The 21,934-nt window shown below is 72.1% G+C and carries 21 protein-coding genes; 10 read left to right on the top strand and 11 right to left on the bottom strand.

Features of this window, described 5'->3' with window-relative positions:
- Window positions 1–31: 31 nt before the first annotated feature.
- The 7 genes from VB059_RS09110 to VB059_RS09080 all read right to left on the bottom strand — a co-directional run bounded on the left by VB059_RS09110 (window position 32) and on the right by VB059_RS09080 (window position 6,532).
- Window positions 32–868, bottom strand: a complete 837-nt coding sequence (locus VB059_RS09110) for an alpha/beta hydrolase (protein ID WP_323421707.1) — start codon at window positions 866–868, stop codon at window positions 32–34.
- Between the two features lie 50 nt (window positions 869–918).
- The gene (locus VB059_RS09105) at window positions 919–2,223 is read right to left on the bottom strand and encodes an NAD(P)/FAD-dependent oxidoreductase (protein WP_323421706.1); all 1,305 of its coding nucleotides are present in this window, start codon (window positions 2,221–2,223) and stop codon (window positions 919–921) included.
- A complete protein-coding gene (locus VB059_RS09100) occupies window positions 2,223–2,591 on the bottom strand; it encodes a bifunctional 3-phenylpropionate/cinnamic acid dioxygenase ferredoxin subunit (protein ID WP_323421705.1) in 369 nt (122 codons plus the stop codon). The genes VB059_RS09105 and VB059_RS09100 overlap by 1 nt, the downstream gene beginning before the upstream one ends.
- A 73-nt stretch (window positions 2,592–2,664) precedes the next feature.
- A complete protein-coding gene (locus VB059_RS09095; protein ID WP_323421704.1) occupies window positions 2,665–3,396 on the bottom strand; it encodes a putative quinol monooxygenase in 732 nt (243 codons plus the stop codon).
- Between the two features lies 1 nt (window position 3,397).
- Complete coding sequence (locus VB059_RS09090) at window positions 3,398–4,450, bottom strand: hypothetical protein (protein WP_323421703.1); 1,053 nt, start codon at window positions 4,448–4,450, stop codon at window positions 3,398–3,400.
- Window positions 4,451–4,481: 31 nt separating this feature from the next.
- Window positions 4,482–5,129: an aromatic-ring-hydroxylating dioxygenase subunit beta gene (locus VB059_RS09085; protein WP_323421702.1), complete on the bottom strand. Its 648-nt coding sequence runs from the start codon at window positions 5,127–5,129 to the stop codon at window positions 4,482–4,484.
- A 62-nt stretch (window positions 5,130–5,191) separates the two neighbouring features.
- Window positions 5,192–6,532: an aromatic ring-hydroxylating oxygenase subunit alpha gene (locus VB059_RS09080; protein WP_323421701.1), complete on the bottom strand. Its 1,341-nt coding sequence runs from the start codon at window positions 6,530–6,532 to the stop codon at window positions 5,192–5,194.
- 249 nt (window positions 6,533–6,781) lie between these two features.
- Here VB059_RS09080 and VB059_RS09075 point away from each other — a divergent pair, with 249 nt between their 5' ends.
- The 8 genes from VB059_RS09075 to VB059_RS09040 all read left to right on the top strand — a co-directional run bounded on the left by VB059_RS09075 (window position 6,782) and on the right by VB059_RS09040 (window position 14,572).
- Entirely contained in the window at window positions 6,782–7,489 is a 708-nt protein-coding gene (locus VB059_RS09075) for a TetR/AcrR family transcriptional regulator (protein WP_323421700.1), read from the top strand.
- Between the two features lie 120 nt (window positions 7,490–7,609).
- The gene (locus tag VB059_RS09070) at window positions 7,610–8,554 is read left to right on the top strand and encodes a 3-carboxyethylcatechol 2,3-dioxygenase (RefSeq protein WP_323421699.1); all 945 of its coding nucleotides are present in this window, start codon (window positions 7,610–7,612) and stop codon (window positions 8,552–8,554) included.
- A 133-nt stretch (window positions 8,555–8,687) separates the two neighbouring features.
- Window positions 8,688–9,497, top strand: a complete 810-nt coding sequence (locus VB059_RS09065; protein ID WP_323421698.1) for an SDR family NAD(P)-dependent oxidoreductase — start codon at window positions 8,688–8,690, stop codon at window positions 9,495–9,497.
- Window positions 9,498–9,949: 452 nt separating this feature from the next.
- Window positions 9,950–11,299: an aromatic ring-hydroxylating dioxygenase subunit alpha gene (locus VB059_RS09060; protein WP_323421697.1), complete on the top strand. Its 1,350-nt coding sequence runs from the start codon at window positions 9,950–9,952 to the stop codon at window positions 11,297–11,299.
- Window positions 11,300–11,418: 119 nt separating this feature from the next.
- On the top strand, window positions 11,419–12,033 hold the full coding sequence (locus VB059_RS09055; protein ID WP_323421696.1) for a 3-phenylpropionate/cinnamic acid dioxygenase subunit beta: 615 nt from the start codon (window positions 11,419–11,421) through the stop codon (window positions 12,031–12,033).
- Window positions 12,034–12,046: 13 nt separating this feature from the next.
- Window positions 12,047–13,660 carry an AMP-binding protein gene (locus tag VB059_RS09050; protein WP_323421695.1) on the top strand — a complete coding sequence of 538 codons (1,614 nt, stop codon included), beginning with the start codon at window positions 12,047–12,049 and terminating at the stop codon, window positions 13,658–13,660.
- Window positions 13,657–14,148 carry a hypothetical protein gene (locus VB059_RS09045; RefSeq protein ID WP_323421694.1) on the top strand — a complete coding sequence of 164 codons (492 nt, stop codon included), beginning with the start codon at window positions 13,657–13,659 and terminating at the stop codon, window positions 14,146–14,148. The genes VB059_RS09050 and VB059_RS09045 overlap by 4 nt, the downstream gene beginning before the upstream one ends.
- A 13-nt stretch (window positions 14,149–14,161) precedes the next feature.
- Complete coding sequence (locus VB059_RS09040; protein ID WP_323421693.1) at window positions 14,162–14,572, top strand: PaaI family thioesterase; 411 nt, start codon at window positions 14,162–14,164, stop codon at window positions 14,570–14,572.
- Between the two features lie 177 nt (window positions 14,573–14,749).
- Here VB059_RS09040 and VB059_RS09035 read toward each other — a convergent pair whose 3' ends face one another.
- Window positions 14,750–16,000: an erythromycin esterase family protein gene (locus tag VB059_RS09035; RefSeq protein ID WP_323421692.1), complete on the bottom strand. Its 1,251-nt coding sequence runs from the start codon at window positions 15,998–16,000 to the stop codon at window positions 14,750–14,752.
- Window positions 16,001–16,206: 206 nt separating this feature from the next.
- Here VB059_RS09035 and VB059_RS09030 point away from each other — a divergent pair, with 206 nt between their 5' ends.
- Both VB059_RS09030 and VB059_RS09025 read left to right on the top strand, forming a co-directional pair.
- Complete coding sequence (locus tag VB059_RS09030) at window positions 16,207–17,514, top strand: sensor histidine kinase (protein WP_323421691.1); 1,308 nt, start codon at window positions 16,207–16,209, stop codon at window positions 17,512–17,514.
- Complete coding sequence (locus tag VB059_RS09025; protein WP_323421690.1) at window positions 17,496–18,152, top strand: response regulator transcription factor; 657 nt, start codon at window positions 17,496–17,498, stop codon at window positions 18,150–18,152. Before VB059_RS09030 ends, VB059_RS09025 begins: the two co-directional genes overlap by 19 nt.
- 131 nt (window positions 18,153–18,283) lie before the next feature.
- Here the strand turns inward: VB059_RS09025 and VB059_RS09020 are convergent, their stop codons facing one another.
- The 3 genes from VB059_RS09020 to VB059_RS09010 form a co-directional block, all read right to left on the bottom strand.
- Window positions 18,284–19,942, bottom strand: coding sequence for a precorrin-2 C(20)-methyltransferase (locus tag VB059_RS09020; RefSeq protein WP_323421689.1), 1,659 nt, complete (start codon window positions 19,940–19,942; stop codon window positions 18,284–18,286).
- Window positions 19,943–19,983: 41 nt separating this feature from the next.
- The gene (locus tag VB059_RS09015; RefSeq protein WP_323421688.1) at window positions 19,984–21,168 is read right to left on the bottom strand and encodes a hypothetical protein; all 1,185 of its coding nucleotides are present in this window, start codon (window positions 21,166–21,168) and stop codon (window positions 19,984–19,986) included.
- 147 nt (window positions 21,169–21,315) lie between these two features.
- Window positions 21,316–21,934, bottom strand: a 619-nt coding sequence (locus VB059_RS09010) for a precorrin-8X methylmutase (RefSeq protein ID WP_323421687.1), incomplete at its 5' end; no start/stop codon positions are given.

The following is a 21,934-nucleotide window of genomic DNA, read 5'->3' as shown; positions in this document are numbered from 1 at the left end:
TCCCGCCCTCCGGTCGGATGAGCGTACGGAGTCAGTTGTTGGTGATGAACTCGTCGACGAGGCGGTTGAACTCGGCGGCGTGCTCGATCTGCAGCCAGTGTCCGCAGCGGTTGATCAGCACCAGCCGGCTGTTCGGGACCAGCGAGACCAGCCGGAGGCTGTGCTCGAAGTGCACCACCCGGTCGTCGCGACCGTGGAAGAGCAGCGTCGGGGCCTGGATCGTCCGGACCTTCGCCTGGTCCAGTTCCACCACGGCGCGCTTGCCGATGGCGTCGAGGAAGTTCCGGTTGTGCTCCGGCTGCGCGGTGACCATGTCGGCGCGGCCCTGGATCAGCTCGTCGGTGGCGAAGGAGTTGTCGAACGTCATCACGTTGACGAGCTCCTTCATCACCGCGAACGAGGGCTCGCGGTAGCCGCGCTGGAGGATCTTGATGCCCTCGGACAGCCCGCCGGGGCCGGACAGGGTGGTCGACCCGGACGACGAGCCCATGGTGATCAGCCGGTTGACCCGCTCGGGGTGCTCGTAGCCGAAGCGGATGGTGGTGCCACCGCCCATCGAGTTGCCGATCAGAGTGGCCTTCTCGAGCCCCAGCGCGTCCATCAGGTCGGCGACGGCCTTCGGGTGGTTGCGCTCCTGCCAGGTGACCGGGTCGGACTCGCCCCAGCCGGGCATGTCCGCCGCGATGACGTGGTACTTCTCGGCGAAGAACGGGATGTTGTTCGAGAAGTTCGTCCAGCCGGTGGCACCCGGGCCGGAGCCGTGCAGCAGGATCAGCGGCTCACCGTCGGCCGGGCCGGCCACGTTGAGGTGGATCCGCCCCGAGGGGGTGGCCACGAACCGGCTGGTGTTCTCGTACGTCAACTCCATGGATGTCCTCTTCTTCTTGTGCAAAGACTGGTCAGCGGGGGGAGGGCTGGTCAGCGGGCGAGCTTCTTGAGCTCGACCGACGGGTCGGCGAGCTGCTGCGGGTCGACGATCAGGCCGCGGTCGATGATCCGGCGGGCGGCTCGGACGGCGGTCCCGCCGTCGATGGTGGCGGCACCGATCATCCGGCCGTCAGACTCCATCCGGAACGCGGCGACGGGCACCCCGTCGACGGTCCGGACGATCGGCGTCCCGTTGACCATGTCGCCGACGGCCTCGACGTGGACGCCGTAGCGATCCGACCACATCCAGGACGCGCCGTGTTCCGGCAGCGGCCGGCCGAGCAGGGCGGCGGCGACGTTCTGGCCGCCGTGCGTCGCCGACTCCCAGTGTTCGTGGCGGCGCAGCACGGTGCCGTCGGCGCGACGGACCCGGGCCACGTCCCCGGCGGCGTACACGGCCGGGTGCGAGGTGCAATGGGCCTCGTCGACGAGGATGCCCTGGTCGGTCGCCAGACCGGCCCGCTCGGCCAGCCCGGTCTGCGGCACGATGCCGACCGCCACCAGCACGGTGTCCGCGGTGATGCTCGCCCCGTCGCTGAGGGTGATGGTGTACTCCGCACCCTGCTGGGTGATCGCGGTGGTCATCGCGCACCGTACGTCGACCCCGTGGGCGGCGTGCATGTCGTGCAGCCGGACGGCCAGTTCGGCGCCGACCAGCGGCACCAGCGGCACCGGGACCGGGTCGATCAGGGTGACCGTCGCCCCGTCCTTTGCCGCGGTCGAGGCGACCTCGGCGCCGATCAGGCCGGCACCGATGATCGCGATCCGGGCCCCCGGGACGATCCGGGCGCGCAGCTCGTCGGCGTCCGCCCTGGTCCGCAGCTGCAGCAGCCCGGGCAGGTCACCGCCGGGGATGGGCAGCGTACGGGCCCGCCCGCCCAGCGCCAGCACGGTGGTGGCGGCGCTGTAGGTCCGGCCGCCGGCCAGCTCCAGCAGGCCCTCGTCGGGGCGCAGCCCGACCACCGCGTCGGTGACCAGCTCGACGTCGTTGTCCCGGTACCAGTCGTCGGGGACGAAGGCGATCTTCGCCGCCGTCATCGACCCGTCGAGGTACTCCTTGCTGAGCGGGGGCCGGTCGTACGGGATGCCCTCCGGGTCGATGATCGTCACCCGCCCGTCGAAGCCGTACTTGCGCAGCTCCTGGGCGGTGGTGAAGCCGGCCAGGCCGCCACCGACGATGACGATGTTGCCCCGGGCGGCGGGGACCTCACCGGCACCGGCTGTGCCGGTGGAGACCGCGCCGGGGGAGACCGCGCCGGGGGAGACCGCGCCGACGGTGCTCGCGGTGGCCGGCATCAGGCCGTCACCTCGGTGACGGCACCCTCGACGGGGACGCCCGGGTACAGCCAGATCTCGTCACCGCGCACCTCGACCTTGTGCGTCCGGGCCGGGATGCTCGCCGGCAGGCACAGCGCGGCGCCGGTGCACAGGGAGAAGCGTGCCGAGTGGATCGGGCACTCGACCTCCTGGCCCTCGATCCAGCCGTCGGCGAGCGAGGCGTCCTCATGGGTGCAGGTGTCGTCGATGGCGTAGTACTCGCCGTCGGAGAAGAAGACGGCGATGTCGCGGCCGGTGCCGTTGGTGGCGCCGTCGACGACGAGTGCCTCCTCGTCCTCGATGTCTCCGACGTCGGCGACCTTGATCGGCTCGATCTGCGTGCTCATGGGGGTGGGGTCCTTCCTGACTGTGGCGTGAGGGGCACTGTGGCGTGCTGGGGCGACCGGCCCGAGCCGGTGATCAGCTTGCGGGCCACGACACGGTCGTGGCGCAAGCGTACGAGTCGGCCGGTAACCAGCGCTCGTAGTGGTGCCGGAATCGCTGCCGGCGGTAGAACTCGCGGGTCTGCGGGCCGCGCTGCGGCCGGGCCGGGATCCGCAGGGTGTCGCCGCGGAAGGCGGCGGTGGCACCCCGCAGGGCCCAGTGCCGGTCGTAGATGACCTGGTCGGCCCACAGCTCGACGAGCAGCAGGTGGCCGGGCAGGTCGACGGCCTCGCACCAGTGGTAGAGCAGGCAGCCGTCCTCGCGCCGGGTCTCGGCGACCTCGGCGGCGATCCGCTCGTACATCGCCGCCGAGGCCTGCACGGTGTTCTGGATGATCACCCGCACCGCGCCGGCCGCGGGCCAGTGGATGGCCCGGTGCGACTCGCCGTGGCGCTCAGGCTCCCAGACGCCGTCACGCAGCGCGAAGACCTCGCGCCGGTAGAACTCCGTGGTCGCCGCGCCGTCGGACGCCGCCCCGGTGACCAGGCCGGTGAGCACCGGGTAGTCGCCGGCCAGGGCACGGCGCCAGAACGCGTCGTACGCCTCCTCGGTCTCCCACAGCATGGTGAGCGCGTGGAAGGCGCTGCCGTCCAGGCTGGCGTAGAGCTCGGCGCTGGCGCAGCCGGGCGCCCTGCGCAGCCGGTCGGTCTCGTCGCGCAGCGGGCCGGGGTCGGTGAGGTGGTGGAACTCGTGCAGGACGCGCAGCATCTCAGTCCTCCTCGATGAGGGTGCTGAAGTCGACCTCCCAGTCGGGGGCCATGTACCTATCCTCTGCCGGGAAGCGTCGGTGCACCCCCTCGATGAGGAAACCGCCGAGCTTCCCGAAGGTGTCGAAGTAGGCGTACTCGGAGGCCCCACCGCGCAGGTCGGAGCCCATGCACAGCGGCGCGCCGAGCTCGGTCATCGCTGTGACCGTCCCCGACCAGTCCTCGGCGTCGGTGGTGAGGTACGGGAACAGGTGGTGGATGCCCGGCCCGCGCTGATCGGTGAACTCCCGGTTGTAGTGCGCCGGGCCGTACGTGCACTGGATGATCTCGAAGCCGAAGTCGCCGGTGGCGCCCTGGGCGGTGAAGTAGCCGTGCTCGACCGGTCGTAGGTCGCGGTAGTACGGGTTGTCCAGGCGGCCGTACTCGGTCTGCCAGGTCTTCACCGCGAACGTCTCGATGCCGAGGATCCGCCGGTACTGCTCGAGGGCGGCCATCGTGTCGTCGACGACCACGCCGAAGTGGAAGATCCGCTGCATCGGCAGGGCCGGCCGGCCGCCGCGCAGGGCGGCGCCGTCGACGGTGCGGGTCACGCCGGTGGGGACGTACGGCGCCGGCAGCACCTCGAGCAGGTAGCCGCCCAGCGCCGTGCGGGTGTCCCAGAAGGTGCGCCGGAGGCCCCCGTCGACCACGTGGGTGTGGGCGACGGGGATGCCGAGGGCGGCGAAATGGGCGGCGATGCCGGCCTCGTCGGTGCCCTCGGCGCGCACCGTGAGGTAGGCGATGCCCTCGCCCCGGGAGAGCAGGAACTCGTGGAACGGCGTCTCGCCGCCGGTCGGTGTGACCAGTTCGAACGGCACGGTGCCCTGCGCCCGGCCGTACGCCGTGCGGTAGGTGCCCGCACTGCGCCGACCGTACGAGACCATCGCCGACAGTCGGTCGGCGGTGAGCTCGTCCGTCGTCCACTCGGTGGTGTCGAGGACGGTGGCGTGCTGCTCGATCGCGCGGTCCAGGTCACGGACCACCACGCCGATCTTCTCCAGGGTCGTGATGTTCACGGTTCTCCTCTCCCGGGGTGGGGGGTGGGGGTCAGTAGAACAGGCTGAGGTTCTTGTTGAGGATCATCGACATGTCGAAGAGGACCCGCCGTTCCTTGATCACGTAGCCCCAGCGGGAGGCGGGATCGCGGACGATCCGGTCGATCCGCTCACCGGTGATCGAGTCCTGCGAACGCTGGCCGTTGGAGCGGTAGTCGTAGAAGTTGGACTTCACGACGTACTCGTCGGCAGCGATGCCCTTGGTCACCCGGATGTTGGCGATGATGTGGCGCTGGCGCGACGGCGGCTCCTCGCCCCAGGCCTGGTTGGTCAGCAGCCGGTCGACCCGCTGCTTGAGCTGGACCTTGTTCTCCTCGAAGTAGGCGGACGTACGGTAGTCGGCGATCCGCCGGGAGCGCTCCCGGGACAGCCGGTCCTCCTGGGTGGGCGCCCAGTACATGGCGTCGTCGGCGAAGAAGTCGAGCCACTCGCCCCACTTCCAGTCGTCGAGGACCTGCACCTCCTCGTAGAGGAACCGGGTCAGGGCGCGCTCGACGGCCGGGTCGACCTCGGCGAGCAGGGCGGTCAGCCGGTCGGTCGTCGCGGTCACCGGGAGCGCGGCGGCCGCCGGGTCGCCGAACGGGATGGTCTCGGTGCTGGTGGTGGAATCAGCGCTGGTGGAATCAATGGTCACGGTCATGGGTCACACCTCGTCGTGCGTCGGGTCGGTCGTGGGTCGTACGGTGCGGGCGCTGACGGTCATCAGCGGTCGGCGGCAGCGGGCTCGAGGCCGAGCCGGTGCTGGGCGCGCTTCTCCATCAGCTCTTCCCAGGAGTCGGAGGTCATCATGTCGAGGTAGGCCGCGTACATGTTGATCGCCGCGTTGTCGGAGAAGACATGGGCCGACGAGCCGCCGGGGTAGCAGCCCTCGTCCCACTGGATCGGGGCGCCGACCATCTGGTAGAGGTAGCCGGTGTCGCGGGCGACGCGGCCCTTGAGCACGTGCTGCATCTCCTCCCAGTTCAGCGCGTCGTCGGCCTCGAACATGCCGCCGGGGGTGAAGGTGCGCAGCACGTCACGGCGGATCGAGTCCTTGATCTCCTCCGGGGCGTCCTTCGGCACGAAGGTCCAGGCCCAGACCTCCATCTCGTGGGGGCCGCGCGGGTGGGTGACCCGGATGGTGTAGTTGCCCAGCACCATGAAGGTCGGCCAGATGTTCAGGTGGCCGCGGACCTCGCGGTCGTCACCGAGGCGACGGGCGATCATCTCGGCGACCTCCGGCTGGGACTCCCACTGCTGCATCGCCTGGCCGGTGTTGGGGACCTCGGCACCCTTCTCGCCGTACCAGGCGCCGCCGTGGCCGTAGTCGGCGAAGAACTGCCGGCCGACCGGGACGGTGCCGCGCTTCGTCCGGTCCGCGGCGTCGGAGCCCTTGTTGAGCACCGCGGCGGCGGAGACGTGGGTGATCTCGGAGTGCTGCATGTCCGAGGTGGGCTGCTCGGCCATGAACTTCCAGTTGTTCGGCAGCACCCAGCGGTGGAACGCGACCTGCTCCATGCCGCCGTCCCAGCGGTCGATGTAGCCGTCGAGGTAGTACTTGGCCGAGCCGAGGTACTCCTCGAAGTCGGGGGCGTCCTCGTCCCAGGTGCCGAACCAGAAGCCCTTGTAGTACTGGATCCGCGGGACCTTGACGGCGCCGAAGTCGCCGCGCTCGAAGGTCTCCGGGTAGGTGGCCTCCTGGCGCGGGACCTGGACCAGGTCGCCGGCGAGGTCGTACGACCAGCCGTGGAAGGTGCAGGTGAAGCCCTTGGCGGTGCCCTTGTCGACCCGGCAGATGCGCATGCCGCGGTGCCGGCACTGGTTGAGGAACGCCTTGACGCCGCCGTCCTTCTGCCGGACGACCATCACCGGGTCCTCGCCGATGTAGGTCTGCAGGAAGTCGCCCTTCTTGGGGATCATCGAGTCGTGGGCGAGCATCACCCAGGCCCGCTTCCAGACCTTCTCCAGCTCCTGCTCGTAGATCTCCTCGTCGGTGAAGATCCGGCCGTCGAGGCGGCCGTGCTCGACGTCGACGAGCGCGGTGATGTCGGTGTGGTCGGTCATGGAAACTCCCTTGTCAACGGACCGGCAGCGGGCCCCGTTGCCGGTCGGCTGGGGAGCCGAGGGCGTTCCGGCGCTGGAACCTGCGACTGCAGTGTTGTGTGCGAGGCGGACGACGTGGACGAGGGGCTCGAGGTGAGCCGTGCTCGTGCCGTCCGGTTACTTGAGTGAGCGCTCAAGTCTGTGGTGAGGATCACGCTAGCTGGCCGTGGCGTACGATCGACACAGACCGTTCCATCAGGAAGGACACGCGTGCCCAGGACCCCGGCCGATCCCCGTTCCACCCGGCAGCGGATCCTCGACGCGGCGCGGCGCATCTCGGCCGAACGCGGCTACAAGGGCACCACCCTGGCGATGATCCAGAAGGAGGCCGGGGTGCACCCGGGCTCCTTCTACTGGCACTTCGAGGACAAGGACGCGCTGTTCGCCGCCCTGGTCCGCTACGCGTACGAGGAGTCGCGGCCGATGGTGGACCACCTCGGCCCCGGCGACGCGCCCAACCCGGTCAAGGTGGTGCTCGACTCGATCGTGGACAACCCGGCCCGGCACGGCCTGTGGCGGTTCAACGTCCAGCTGATGCTCGACGCGGACATGCAGCAGTCGAAGACCGCCCAGGAGATCCGTACGCTGCGCGAGATCACCCAACGGGCGCTGACCGGGGCCTGGCTGGACCTGGTGCCACCGCGGGTGCTGGCCGAGGTGCCCGAGCTGCCGGTCCGGATGGCCGATTTCTCCCTGGCCGCGGTCGAGGGCTGCATCCTGTCCCGGGTGGCCGGCACGCCGCGCGACGAGGAGTTCATCACCGCGGTCGCCACCGCGGTGATGGCCCGGATGGTGGGGCTGGCCTGCCAGCACGTGGGGGAGCCGGTGCCCGACTTCTTCCGGGAGCGGGCCGCCGGGCTGGAGTCCCTGGTGCTGGCCCCGGCCGCGGGGGTTGACCTGTTCGGCCGGGCCACCTAGCCTCGGATCACCGATCACGGGCCGGAGGGCGTCCGGCCGTGGTGGGCCGGGTGAGCACCCTCGTCGACCGTTTCCTCGTCGTCCGTACCGTCGTGTCCCGACGTTCTCGAAGGACCCCACATGTCGCTCGCCCTCGTGGCCATGTCCCACAGCCCGCTCCTGCACACCGCCGAACTGCCGCCCGCCCCCGAGGTCCGTGCCCGGGTGGACGCCTCGTTCGACGCCATCCACGCGTTCGCCGCCGAGTACGACCCGACGCTGGTCGTCGTCTTCGCGCCGGACCACTACAACGGCTTCTTCTACGACCTGATGCCGCCCTTCGCCGTCGGCCTCGCCGCCACCGCGATCGGTGACTACGACACCGAGGCCGGCCCGCTCTCGGTCGACGAGGAGCAGGCGCTGGCCGTCGTCCGGCACGCCCAGCAGGCCGACATCGACCTGACCTTCTCGCGCCGGATGGACGTCGACCACGGTGCCGTGCAGCCGTTGGAGACCCTGTTCGGCGGGCTGAGGGCCAAGCCGGTCGTGCCGATCTTCGTCAACGGCGTCGCCGGGCCGTTCGTGCCGATGCGGCGGGTGCGCCGGATGGGCCAGGCGGTCGGTGACTACCTGGCGACGCTGGACGAGCGGGTGCTGCTGATCGCCTCCGGCGGGCTCTCCCACGACCCGCCGGTGCCGCAGTGGGACACCGCCCCGGCCGCCGTCCGGGAGGGGCTGATCGACGGCCGCCGCCCCACCCCCGAGGCCCGGGAGGCGCGCCAGCGCCGGGTGATCGAGGGCGCGGCGGCGTTCGCCCGCGGCGAGGCCCCGATCCGCGACCTCAACCCGGAGTGGGACCGCGCCTTCATGGCCAACTGCGCCGCCGGTGACCCGACCCGCTTCGACGCGTACGAGGCGGCCGCGATGACCGTGGACGCCGGGCACTCCTCGCACGAGGTGCGCAGCTGGGTCGCCGCGTTCAGCGCGCTGGCCGCGGGCGGGGCGTACGCGACCACGTACGAGTACTACGAGCCGATCCCGGAGTACATCGCCGGCTTCGGCGTGATGGCCGCGCGGACGCGCTGATCGCCGGCCCGTGGCACGGCCGACGCCGTGCCACGGGCCGAGCGCGTCGTGCGCCCGGCAGTCGGCCGAACACGACGCGTGCCGGACACTGAGTGCCCCACGCGGGGGCGCAGCCCCGAACAAGGAGACAGAGATGGGTTGGTTGGACGAACAGGTCGCGGTCCTCACCGGGGGCGGCTCGGGGCTGGGCCGGGCCCTGGTGGACACCCTGCTGGCGGAGGGCGCCCGGGTCGTCGTGCTGGAGTACTCGGCCGACAAGTGTCGGGCGCTGCAGGCCGAGTGCGATCCGGAGCGGGTCGCCGTCGTGCCGGGTGACGCCGGGTCGTACGCCTCGAACCGGGAGGCCGTCGAGCTGGCGGTGTCGCGGTGGGGGCGGCTGGACACCTTCATCGCGAACGCCGGGCTGTGGGACTTCAGCCGCCGCCTGGACGACATGACGCCCGAGGAGCTGGAGCGCGGCTTCGACGAGCTCTACCGGCTCAACGTCAAGGGCCCGCTGCTCGGCGCGAAGGCCGCCGTGGACGCGCTGCGGGCGAGTCACGGCTCGTTCATCGTCACGCTCTCCAACGCCGCCCTCTACCCCGGTGGCGGCGGGGCGCTCTACATCTCCAGCAAGCACGCCGGGGCCGGCCTGGTGAAGCAGCTGGCGTACGAACTGGCGCCCGACGTCCGGGTCAACGGCGTCGCGCCGGCCGGGATGGTCAGCGACCTGCGCGGGCCGGCGGCGATGGGCCTGGCCGACACCTCGGTGAGCGGCTTCGACATGGCCGGGATGGTGGCGCAGAAGTCCGCGCTGCACCGCTGCCCCGAGGCCGTCGACTACACCGGGGCGTACGTGCTGCTGGCCTCCCGCCGGTACGGCATCACCACGTCAGGCTCGATCCTCGACGTGGCCAACGCCAAGGGCCTGATCGGCCGGGTGGTCGACGACCTGCTGGCCTGAGCCGGCCCTGCGGCTGTCCGTCCGGCGGCGGGACGTCCGGGGCCGGGTCGCAGCCTGTCGGTGGTGTGGGTGGGCGACTCGGCAGGACCCGCCTCGAGCAGGCGCCGGTCGGCGCTGACCGGGATGATGCTGACCAGGATGATGCCGTCGGCTCGTGCGGCAGCGGCCCACTCGACGACCCCGGGCCGGGTCGGGCCGCGGACCGATGTGCCGGGTCGCAGCACATCGACTGGTCACCAGCCCGCGTTCCAAGGTTCGGGACGGGGGGTGGTGTCAAGTCGACGGACTGTTGTTCGGAACGCTTCGTGGTGCGGTGTTCGTCACTCCGCTTGACTGGTGTCGTGCCGGTGAGCCCGTACGGGCTCACCGGTGCGACGAGTAGCAGCGCAGCACTCGGCCCGGCTGTCCCCGGCCGCGGAGGTGCGCGCACCCTGCCGCCGTAAGGAGCCCCGATGCCCAACTCTTTCTCGCCGAACGGCCTGCGTGGAGCAGCCGCGGGCGACTCCACGCTTCGCCGCCCCGACGGGCTCGATCCGGTCGCCGACGTGTCGACCATGGTCGATCCCGAGGGTGGCCTGGTCGACCGGGCGGTCTTCACCGACCGGACCGTCTACGACACCGAGATGCGCCGGATCTTCGCCCGCAGCTGGCTGTTCCTGGCCCACACCGACCAGTTCCACAAGCCGGGTGACTTCTTCCAGACGTTCATGGGCGAGGACCCGATCATCGTCACGATGGACAAGCAGCGCCGGATCCGCGCCTACCTCAACTCCTGCCGGCACCGCGGTGCCCGGGTCTGCCGGGCCGATGAGGGCCAGGCCAAGGCGTTCACCTGCACCTACCACGGCTGGTCGTTCGGCCTGGACGGCTCGCTCATCTCGGTGCCCAACAGCGGCGGCTACCCCGAGGAGTTCAAGCGCGAGGACTGGGGCCTGGTCGAGGTCCCGAACGTGCAGGAGTACCACGGCCTGATCTTCGGCAACTGGGACCCGGACGCGATGCCGCTCGAGGAGGATCTCGGCGACATGCGCTGGTACCTCGACGCGATGCTCGACCGTGACCCCGAGGGCACCGTCGTCGTCGGCGGGGTGATGAAGTGGGTGCTGCACGGCAACTGGAAGCTCGCCGCCGAGCAGTTCGCCACCGACTGGTACCACGTCAACATGTCGCACGCCTCGGCGCTGCAGGTGCTGTCGCCGACCGGTCAGGGCCCGAAGAAGGAGATCGCCGAGCGGACCGGGCGCCAGTTCCACAACGAGCACGGCCATGCCCACGGCTTCCCGGTGCACCCGCGCAACCGCTTCGACGCCCGGACCGTGCACCAGTGGTACGACTACGACGCACTGCGTGAACGGCTCGGCACCGAGCGGGTCGCCGGCCCGATGACCAACGGTCATGGCACCGTCTTCCCGAACTTCTCCTACCTGCCGGTCAACGGCTCGATCCGGGTCTGGCACCCCAAGGGCCCGGACCGGATGGAGGTGTGGGCCTGGACCGTCCTGGACCGGTCGATGCCCGAGGAGGTCCGCGAGGCCCAGCGGCTCTACAACCTGCGCACCTTCGGCCCGTCCGGCATCTTCGAGCAGGACGACGGCGAGAACTGGTCGGAGTGCCAGGCCATCGCGCACGGCTTCATGACCAACTCCACCCCGCTCAACTACCAGATGGGCATCGGGTCGGACCGCGAGGAGCCCGGCTACCCGGGCACCACCTCCGAGCTGCTGTCCGACTCGGCCGGCCGGGCGTTCTACCGGCGCTGGGCCGAGCTGATCCGGACCCCCGCCTGGCACGAGCAGGCCTGACGGCCCGACCGTACGCCCCACGATCCTGCCCCGGGACCCAGGCGCTGCGAGCCTGGCCCGGGCCCTGACCCCGATCCTGACCCCATGTTCCTGAACCTCACGGACCGAAAGGACCGATCATGACGCACATCGCCGTCACCGAGGACGACGAGCCGGCCGGCGGCTTCGGGCCGGCCGCGGAGGCCGAACAGCGCCTCGACGGCACCCTGGTCGACGCCGCGTTCGGCTACCGGGTGGAGCAGTTCTACTTCCACGAGGCCGAACTGCTCGACGAGGGCCGCTACTCCGACTGGCTGGAGGTCTTCGACGACGACCTGCACTACTGGCTGCCGACCCGCTCCAACCGGACCCGCCGCCAGCAGGCCCTCGCCGTCTCCCGCCCCGGGGAGGCCGCCTTCTACGACGAGACCAAGGACTCGCTCGCCTGGCGGATCCGCCGCTACGACTCCGGGATGGCCTGGTCGGAGGACCCGCCGTCGCGGACCCGGCACCTGATCAGCAACGTGTCGGTCCGGCACAAGGGCGAGCCGGAGGTGGCCGGGCCCCGGGAGTTCACCGCCCGGTCGGCCTTCCTCGTCTACCGCTCGCGGCTCGAGCGCGAGGTCGACCTCTACGCCGGGTCCCGTACGGACGTCCTGCGACTGCACCCCGACGGCGAGCTGCGGGTGGCCGAGCGGACCATCCTGCTCGAGTCGAACGTGCTGCTCGCCAAGAACATCTCCACCTTCTTCTGAGAGGAGCGCCCCGGTGACCAGCGTCGAGGAGCTGCGCGGCAACATCTACGACATCAACGTCAACCCCACGGTGTACGTCGAGCGGGTGGCCAAGTACCACCCGGGCAAGCTGGCGCTCGTCTACGAGCAGGAGGACTGGACGTACGGCGAGTTCGCCGACCGGGTCCGCCGCTTCGCCCACTACCTGGCCTCGCACGGCATCGGGAAGGGTGACCGGGTCGCCTACCTCGGCCTCAACTCGCGGGCCCTCCTGATCACCATGTTCGGTGCCTGGTGGTCCGGCGGGGTGTTCATGCCGGTCAACTTCCGGCTGGCCGCGACCGAGATCACCGACCTGGTGAAGCGGGGCGCGCCGAAGGTGATCGTGGTCGAGCCCGGCCACGCCCGGGTGCTGGCGGAGGTCGAGGGCCTGGAGGGCATCGCGATCCGGCTGGTCGACGACGACCCGGCCGTGCCGCCGAGCGGGGACGAGCCCGCCGAGTGGGAGCGGGTGTCGACCGGCCTGCCCAGCAGCGAGGTGGCCCGGGCGATGCCCGACCCGTTGCGGACGTCCATGGACGACCTCGGCATCCTGATGTTCACCTCCGGCACCACCGGCCTGCCGAAGGGCGTGATGCTGTCGTTCGGCAACATCTTCTGGAACTCGATCAACGTCGACACCCTGGTCGACACCCGGCCCGGCGACATGAACTACGCCGCCGCGCCGCTGTTCCACATCGGTGCGCTGAACTCGTTCACCATCCGCGCCTTCGTCCGCGGCAACGCGACGGTGGTCCGCCGCGCGGTGACCCCGGAGCAGGCGCTGCTCGACATCGAGAAGTACCGGGTCAACTCGGCCTTCCTGGTGCCCGCGCAGCTCACCGCGATGGCCAAGTCGCCGGTCTTCAACGACGCGGACATGTCCAGCCTGCGCGCCACGATCTGCGCCGGCGCCCCGGTGCCGACCTCGCTGATCCAGGAGTACGCCGCCAAGGGGATGGCCGTGCAGCAGGCCTGGGGGCTCACCGAGACGGCCCCGTTCGCGACCTACCTGCCGGCCCGGATGACCGGGGTGAAGGCCGGCTCGTGCGGTGAACCGATGCCGTACACCGAGATCAAGCTGGTCGATGTCGACACCGGCGCCGACATCGAGGAGCCGCACGTCGCCGGCGAGCTGTGCGTCCGCGGCCCGAACGTCACGATCGGCTACTGGAACGACCTGGAGGCGACCGCGAAGGCCTTCCCGGACGGCTGGTTCCGGTCCGGTGACATCGGCTACCGCGACGAGGACGGCTTCTACTTCATCGTCGATCGGCGCAAGGACATGATCATCTCCGGCGGCGAGAACATCTACCCGGCCGAGGTCGAGCGGGCCCTGCACCGGATGGAGGGCGTCCGCGACATCGCCGTCGTCGGCGGGCCCGACCCGAAGTGGGGCGAGACCGTCGTCGCCGTGGTCGAGTTCGCCGCAGGGCAGGAGACCGACCTGGAGGCGCTGCGCGCGTTCGGCGAGACCCAGCTGGCCCGCTACAAGCTGCCGCGCGAGCTGTGGGCCGTCGACGTCGTGCCCCGCAACGCCGCCGGCAAGCTCGACAAGGCGGCGATCCGCCGGCTGGTGCTCGACCGCCGGGCGGAGGTGGCGCGATGAGCCCGATCGACCCGAGCAACCCGATCGACCCGGGCAGCCCGATCGGCCGGGTCGGCACGGCGGAACATGCCGCCGGGTGGGAACGGGCGTTGCAGGTCGACGCCGCGTCCACCGGGGACACCGCGTCCGCCGGGGACACCGCAACGGCGGGGGAGACCCTCGTCCAGGTGCGGCACACCCTCACCTCCCGGCTGCGCGACGCCTACCCCGTCGGCGCCCGGGACCTGGAGATCGGCGTCACCCGGGGCACCCCCGAAGGGGTCGCCCTCGTGGTGGCGCACCTGTTCGCCGAGGACCCGGCCTGCCGCCGGATCATCCTCGCGGTGCCGGAGCAGGACCGCGTCCTGGCAGATCTCGCCGAGGGGGCCGACCTGCGTCCGGTCGTCGAGGTCGAGCTCACCGATGACACCGTCGTCGAGCTCTGGGTCGCCGAACCCGCCAGGGTCACCGCCCGATCCACCGCCGTCGACGACCTGCCGCAGACCTGAGAGGCCCTTCCCGATGACCGACCCCGACTTCCACCGGCAGTGGGCCGACTTCTACGAGGACGTCGACGACGTCGCCGTGTCGCTGGGGCTGCAGCCCGTCAGTGCCGACGACGACCACGTGCACCTCAGGATGCCCCTGCAGCCGCACATCCGCCAGATCGCCGGGATGTTCTCCGCGGCCTCACTCTTCGGCCTGGCCGACGTCTGTGCCACCTGGCTGGCGATGCGACACGTCCCGCAGGGGCAGTTCCCGCTGTTGGTGCAGTCCAGCACCAACCTGATCGCGAACACCTCGGGGGGCCACGCCCACGCCGTCGCCACCCTGGTCAAGGCGGGGCGTACGCTCGTCGTCGCCCAGGTCCGGGTGACCGACGACACCGACCGGGTGCTGGCGGTGGTGACGAACACGATGGTGCCGCGGTAGCGGCGCACGATGGTGCCGCGATAGCAGCGCACGATGGTGCCGCGGCAGCGGTGGGCGCCGCCCGACGTGTCAGCGTCTCGATGTGACGCGACATGTCGATGCCCGGCGTTCGATGTCCTGGCGTTCGACGTCACGCATGTCGGTGTCACGTGCTTCGACGCCACAGCATGTCGGACGTCACAGCATGGTGACCGCGGTGGCCTGGGTGACCAGGACCAGCGCGTCGTACGCGTCGGCCGGGACGGTCGGGACCGTCACCAGCGGCGGCACCCAGGCCTGCCAGGCGGCGAAGCTGTCGCCCGCGCTGCCCATCGGGACGGTGCGGTGCAGCCGGTCGGTGTTGGCCGGGCCGGCGGTGGCGAAGTCCAGGTAGCCCTGCCGGGTGCCGGCGAACATCCCCCGCAGCGGTGTGGGGTGGACGATGACGAACTCGCGGCGCTTCCCGCCGCCGTCGGAGGCCAGGAACCGGGTCCGGACGAAATCGGTCCCGATCACCCGGTAGCCCTCGCCCCACCGCTGCGCGGCCAGCGCGCCGAGGTCGGCGTGATGGTAGGCGGCGCTGACCTTGTCGACGTGGCCGTCGTGGGCGAACAGCAGCACGTGCGGCGCGCCGTCCGCGGTGCTGCGGGTGACGGCGCGGTCGAGGTTGGCGTACATCAGCTGGGCCCGGGTCGCCGCGTAGTCGGCCCCGTGCTGTTGCAGGTCACGGCCCTGCTGGAGTGCGCGGGCGGCGTCCAGGGCGACCCGGCCGGCGGCGTCGGCCCCCACCCCGGTGCCCTCGGCCGCTACCCCGGTGGCCTCGACGGCCGCGGCCAGCTCGTCCAGGCCCGCTGAGACGGCCCGGTAGTCCGCAGCATCGCGGTGGTCGTCGGTCAGGCTCGCCAGCGCGGCGGCGAGGCGTTCGGCGCCCGCCGGATCGTACGTCGCCAGTCGGTCGAGGGCGAGCTGCTTGTTGGCGTCGACCCGCTGGACATCCATCCCGACCAGGTGGGTCCGTTCGGTGGCGGGCAGCGCCGCGTTGCGGTCCCGGAGGAACTGCAGGAAGTCCGCGACCTGCTGGGTCTTGTTGAGCCGGAACCCGAAGCGCAGGGCGGCCTCACCGGCGGTGCCCGGCCCACCCTGGACGAACCGGTCGACCACCGCCACCGAGCCGACGTCCTCCTCCAGGACGATGGTGCGGAACTGCGGCAGCTTGCGGGCCAGCTCGGTGCGCAGCGTCTGGAACTCGGCATTGCCGTGGGTGGCCTCGCCGAGTGCCAGCACGGTCGCTCCGGTCAGCTGCGGGCCGAGGGTGGCGTCGGTGAACTCGACCGCCTGCGGCTCGCCCTGGGCGCGGGTCGTCCAGGCCCGCCAGCCGAAGGCCGCCGCGAGGATGAGCACGGCGAGGGCGAGGGTGAGGACGGTACGCAGGGGTCTGGACTCGGTCATGGACCCAGTCCATCGCAGTCGACCGGCCGACGCATCGGCGGAGGGGCCGGATCCGCCCGGCCTGTCGGCCACCGGACGGCCGGGGTCGACGGCCGTCGGGCCAGGACCACCCCGGCCCATCGGCGGGCCCGATGCCGGCCGATGGGCCGACCGGTTCCGGCCGATGGTCGGTCGTGGCCGGGCCGTCCGCCTGGGAGACTCGGGACATGCCCACCCCGCCCACGACCAGCCCGTCCACGACCGGCCCGACCATGACCGGCCCGCTCACGACCAGTCCGCCCGCCGCGTCCCGGCAGGGCTCCACCGCGTCCGGGCAGGGCTCCACCGCGTCCCGGCAGGACTCCACCGCGTCCCGGCAGGACTCCGTGGTCACCTGGACGGTCGCGGTGCTCTTCTGGGTGTACTACCTGACGCCGGTCGTCGTACGTCCCGATCGGTGGACCTTCGCCCTGATCGCCGCCGTCCCGGGACTGGTGGCCCTCGCCGTGCTCACCCTGCGCCACCGGCGCCCGGTCGTGACGGCCCTGGTGGTCGGGGCGTGCCTGGCGGTGAACGCGACCGCCACCGGCGCTGCCCTGGTCGTCCAGGCCGTGCTCGCGCACCGGGCCCGGCGGATCAGCACCGTGGTGGCGTCGGCGACCGGCTTCCTGGTGGCCAAGGTCGTCGAGATCGTCGTGGCCGAGGTCGCCGCCGGGCAGCCCGCCCGGACCTCGGCGGTCGTGTTCGAGTTCCTGCTGCTCGGGGCGGGCCTGGCGATCGCCACCCTGGTCGGTCGTCTGCGGCGCAGCCGGGAGGAGGAGGTGGTGAGTCGGGCGGCGTCCGAGCGGTCCCGGCAGGAGGCCGAGCGGGCCCGCCACGAGGCCGAGCAGGCCCGGCTGGCCGAGGCCCGGCTGGCCGAGCGGGCCCGGATCGCCCGGGAGATGCACGACGTGGTGGCCCACCGGATCTCCCTGGTGGCGATGCACGCCGGCGTGCGGGCCCACACCGCCGGCGACGACGCCGGGCGGGAGACCGCGCGGCTGATCCAGACGAATGCCCGGGAGGCGCTCGCCGAGTTGCGTGTCGTCCTCGCCGACCTGCGTGACCCGGGCGACCCGCCCGAGCCGCCCCAGCCCACGCTCGCCGATCTGCCCCGGCTGGTGGCGGAGGGTCAGCGGGCCGGTCAGCGGATCGACCTCACGCTGTCCGTCGCCGGGGACGAGGTGCCACCCAGGCTCAGCCGACAGGCCTACCGGATCGTCCAGGAGGGCCTCACCAACGCCCGCCGGCACGCGCCGGGCGCCCCGGTGACGGTCGAGGTGGCCGGGCGCGTCGGCGGTCGACTGGCCGTCGAGATCACCAATCCGCTGACCGTCCCCGCCTCTGGCGCCGCCCCCGGTGACCCGGCGGGGACCGGGCTCGGCCTGGTCGGCGTCACCGAGCGCGCCGCCCTGCTGGGCGGGTCGGTGCACCACGGGGCCCGCGACGGCGCGTACGTCCTGACCGCCTCGCTGCCGTGGACGGCCTCGGCATGATCTCGGTGCTGCTGGTCGATGACGATCCGCTGGTCCGGACCGGTCTGCGGATGATCCTCGGCCTGGACGCCGAGCTCACCCTGGCCGGTGAGGCGGCCGACGGCGAGGAGGCCCTCACCCGGATCGAGGAGACCCGACCGGACGTCGTGCTGCTCGACGTCCCGATGCCGGTGCTGGACGGACTGGGCGTCCTGCGAAGGCTCCAGGGCCGTCCGGACGCCCCCGCCGTCATCGTCCTGACCACCTTCGACACCGATGACCACGTGCTGCGCGCGCTGGCGGCGGGGGCGCGAGGCTTCCTGCTCAAGGACGTCGATCCCGCCGAGATGATCGCCGCCGTGAAGGTAGCCCACCGGGGCGATCCGGTGCTGTCCCCGGCGGTGACGGCGACCGTGATCAGGGCGGCGACCGCGGCACCGGTGACGGACCCGGCCGCCGTCGCGATGGTCGCCGAGCTCACCGACCGGGAACGCGAGGTGGCCGGGTTGCTGCTGGCCGGGCGGACGAACGCCGAGATCGGTCACCGGCTCGCGATGAGCCTCGCCACCGTGAAGGCGCACATCACCCGGATCTTCACCAAGCTCGCCGTCGACAACCGCGTCTCGGCGGCGATGGTGCTCCGCGACGCCGGCCTGTGACGCCGAGCTGCGACGCCGGCCGGTAACGCCGAGCTGCGACGCCGGCCGGTAACGCCGGCCTGGGACGTCACCGGCCGGTGGGGCCGCGGGGCGGGTGAGGATGCGGGGATGGTGACGACGCAGGGCCGGCGTCAGTCCTCGACGAACCGGGGCGTCCAGACCTGTCCGCCCGAGGTCACCCGGGTGGAGCGGGCCCCGATCATCACCAGGCACTTCATGTCGACCTCGGCCGGGTCCCAAGCACCGAGAGTGGTCACCCGCAGCGACTCCTCCGCCCGGCCGATGTCGCGGCCGATCACCACGACGGTCTCCGGCGCCCGCTCCTCGAGCAGGATGTCCCGGGCGGCGAAGAGCTGGTCGGGCCGGGCCGTGGACCGCGGGTTGTAGAGGGCCAGCACCAGGTCGGCGCGGCTGATGTGGCGCAGCCGGTCCTCGATCACCGACCACGGCTTGAGCCGGTCGGACAGCGACATGATCGTGAAGTCGGCACCCATCGGCGCACCGGCCCGGGCGGCCACCGCCTGGGCGGCGGTCACCCCCGGCAGCACCCGGATCGGGACATCGGCGTACGCCGGGTCCTCGGCCGCCTCGAACACCGCCGCGGCCATCCCGAACACCCCGGCGTCACCGCCGGACACCACGGCCACCCGCTCCCCGCACCGGGCCAGGTCGAGCGCGAACCGGGCCCGGTCCACCTCGACGGTGTTGCCCGAGGCGTGCCGCTGCAGCCCCTCGCGCTGCGGCACCCGATTGACGTACGGCGCATAGCCGACGATGTGGTCGACCGAGGCGAGCGCGGCCGAGGCCTCCGGGGTCAGCCAGTGGTCCGGACCGGGTCCGAGCCCGACGACGAGCACCTCCGCCCGGTGAGCGGCCTGGTGATCCACGGGCTGTCCGGGCGAGGTCGCCGTGGGGTCGGTCGCGCCGGGGCGGGGCACGCCGGGGCGGGGCACGCCGGGACGGGTCACTGAGGGGTGAGCCGCTGTGGGGTGAGCCGCTGTGGGGTGGAGGGTGTCGGCGGCGGCGCGTACGCCACTGGCCGCGGCCCGCCCGGCGGCGTCGGCGCGGGTGTCCGGGCCGGGCACCAGCACCATCGACATGTACGGCACAGTGGCCGGGTCGACGTCGGCGACCCGGCGGACGCGCTGGTCGGCGCCGCTGGCCCGCTCGACGTACCAGGCGTCGGTCAGCCGGCCGGCCTGGCGCAACGCCTCGACCACCCCGGGAAAGGTGCGGCCCAGCTTCATGATCACGGCGGCCTGGGTGTCGGCCAGCCGACGGGCCAGCTCCGGCACCGGCAGCGTGCCCGGCAGCACGGTCAGCACGTCCTCGTGGCGCGCCAGCCCGGTGCCGATCGCGGTGGTCGCCGCGGCGAGGGCCGGGACGCCCGGCACCACCTCGGCAGGGAAGCGGTCGGCGAGCCGGTCGTGCAGGTACATGTACGAGCCGTAGAACAGCGGATCGCCCTCGGCCAGCACGACGACGTCACGCCCGGCCGCGAGGTGGACCGCCAGCCGCTCGGCGCACTCGTCGTAGAAGGCGGCGATCTCGCCGTAATAGCCCAGCGGGTGCCGCGATTCGGCGGTGGTCACCGGGTAGCGGAGCAGCTCCTCGAGGACACCGTCGGGCACCAGCTCATCGGCGATCCGCCGGGCGATCGACTCACCCTTCGGGCCGGAGTGGTAGGCGATGACGTCGGCGGCGGCGATCAACCGGGCCGCCTTGCGGGTGATCAGCTCCGGGTCGCCCGGGCCGACCCCGACCCCCCAGAGGTGCCCGACACCCGTCACCGGCCGGTGCTCTGCACCTGTCGACCGGTGTCCTGCACCCGTCATCGGCTCGTCTCCGCGTCAGCCTCGTCCGGACCCATCAGTCGCCTCTCCTCGATCGCATCGATGACCGTCACCACGTGGCGGGGCGCCACCACGTCCACGTACGGTCCGCGGGGGGCGCCGCAGCGGTGCTCGCACCCGGAGATGTGCACGTCCTCGGTGAGGATCACCTCACCGTTCGTGGCGGCATCCACCAAGCGCTCGGCCATCGCCAGCGTATCGACTTCGGTGCGGACGCATCCGATCGCACCGGGACACGCGCTGACGTGCGCCCACGGTTCGGCCGGGTCGATGGCGTAGCCGACGGCGCGGAAGGCGGCCATGTCGTACGCGCCGTCCCTGATCAGCAGCTGCCGCCACGGGGTGATGGTGACCTCTCCGCGCGGCAGGACGTCGATCATCTCCGGGCTGAGCAGGCCGAGCGGCACTCCGGCCAGCAGGTCCGCGCCGACCGGCCCCACCTGGGGCCGGTGGCCGCGGTGGATCGTCCGGGAGGTGCCCGGGCCGAGCTGGACGGACAGCCGGGCGCCGAACTTCGACCGGGAGCGGAACCCGAGCTGGTACGGGTGGACCGGGGCCGGGTCCTCGTGCAGCCGCAGCCGGCCGAACTCGCGGGCCAGCCGGACCATCGTCTCCACCGCCTGGCGGGCCAGCACGTCCCAGGTCTCGCCGGTGCTCGTCGCGATCACCCCGGCCGACGGGGTCACCGCCTGGTAGAGCAGGTCCCAGCGCTCTGCGGCGACGTCGCCGCGCCCGTCGTCGAACGCCCAGACGAAGCTGCCGGGCAGGTCCGCCAGCCGGGGGTCGGCCTGGATCGCCGCGTCGAGCTCGGCCACCAGCGGGCGCAGGTCGGGGCGCTGCTGCGACGGCAGCGGGGAGCAGAGGATGCTCCGGACCCGCTCGTGGCTGCGGGGGACGATGCCGGTGGCGATGAACGCGTTGATCGCCGCGGCGGCGATCGTGCCGTTCGCGCCCAGGGTCATCGACCGGAGCTGGATGTTGCCGCGGATGGTGAGCTGGAGCAGCCCGTCGGCGAACTGCGCCGAGATGTCGGACAACTGGCGCAGGACCTGGGAGGTCACGTATCCGCCGGGGACCCGGAGCCGGACGAGGCCCCCGTCCCTGGCGCGGTACGGTCGCGTCAGGCCGGGAGAACCATCGGTCGACGCGTCGGATCGGGCCACATCGGCGATCCTAGACGGCCGGGCCGCGCAGGAGAACACCCTGCCGGTCCGGCCCCGGGTCAGCCCACCGGCCCGGCCCACCGGCCCGGGGCACGGGTCAGCGGGTCGGCCCTGGGCCCCCGATCGGCCCGGAGGGTGTCGTACGGTTCAGATCTCCTGCTCCCGGGCGAGGGCGTTGATCGCCGAGGAGGCGAGCGCGGATCCGCCGCGCCGGCCGTTGACGACGAGCCACTCCAGGCCGTACGGATTCTCCGCCAGGGCCACCTTCGACTCGGGCGAGCCGACGAACCCGACCGGGATGCCCAGCACCGCCGCGGGCCGGGGCCCGCCGGCGGCGACGAGCTCGAGCAGCTGGAACAGGGCGGTGGGGGCGTTGCCGATGGCGACCACCGCGCCCTCCAACCGGTCCCACAGACTGACCGCGGCGGCACTGCGGGTGGTGCCCCAGGCGGCGGCGATCTGTGGCACCCGCGGGTCCTGCAGGGTGCAGATCACCTCGTTGTCGGCGGGCAGCCGGCGCCGGGTGATGCCCGCGGCGATCATCGTCGCATCGGTGTAGATCGGGGCGCCGGCCCGCAGCGCGCCCCGGGCGGCGGTCACCAGGCCGGGGGAGAAGGCGATCTGCTCGGCCAGGGCGGGGTCGCCGGCGGCGTGGATCATCCGGACCGCGACGGTGTTCTGCTCCGGGGTGAACCGGGACAGGTCGGCCTCGGCCCGGATCATCCCGAAGGACCTGCGGTAGATCGAGGTGCCGTCGGTGTCGTAG

Source organism: Raineyella sp. (genome assembly GCF_034933565.1).
Classification (GTDB): Bacteria; Actinomycetota; Actinomycetes; order Propionibacteriales; family Propionibacteriaceae; genus Raineyella.
Note: the sequence above shows the minus strand (reverse complement) of the source record. Positions and strands in the feature narration are given on the sequence as shown.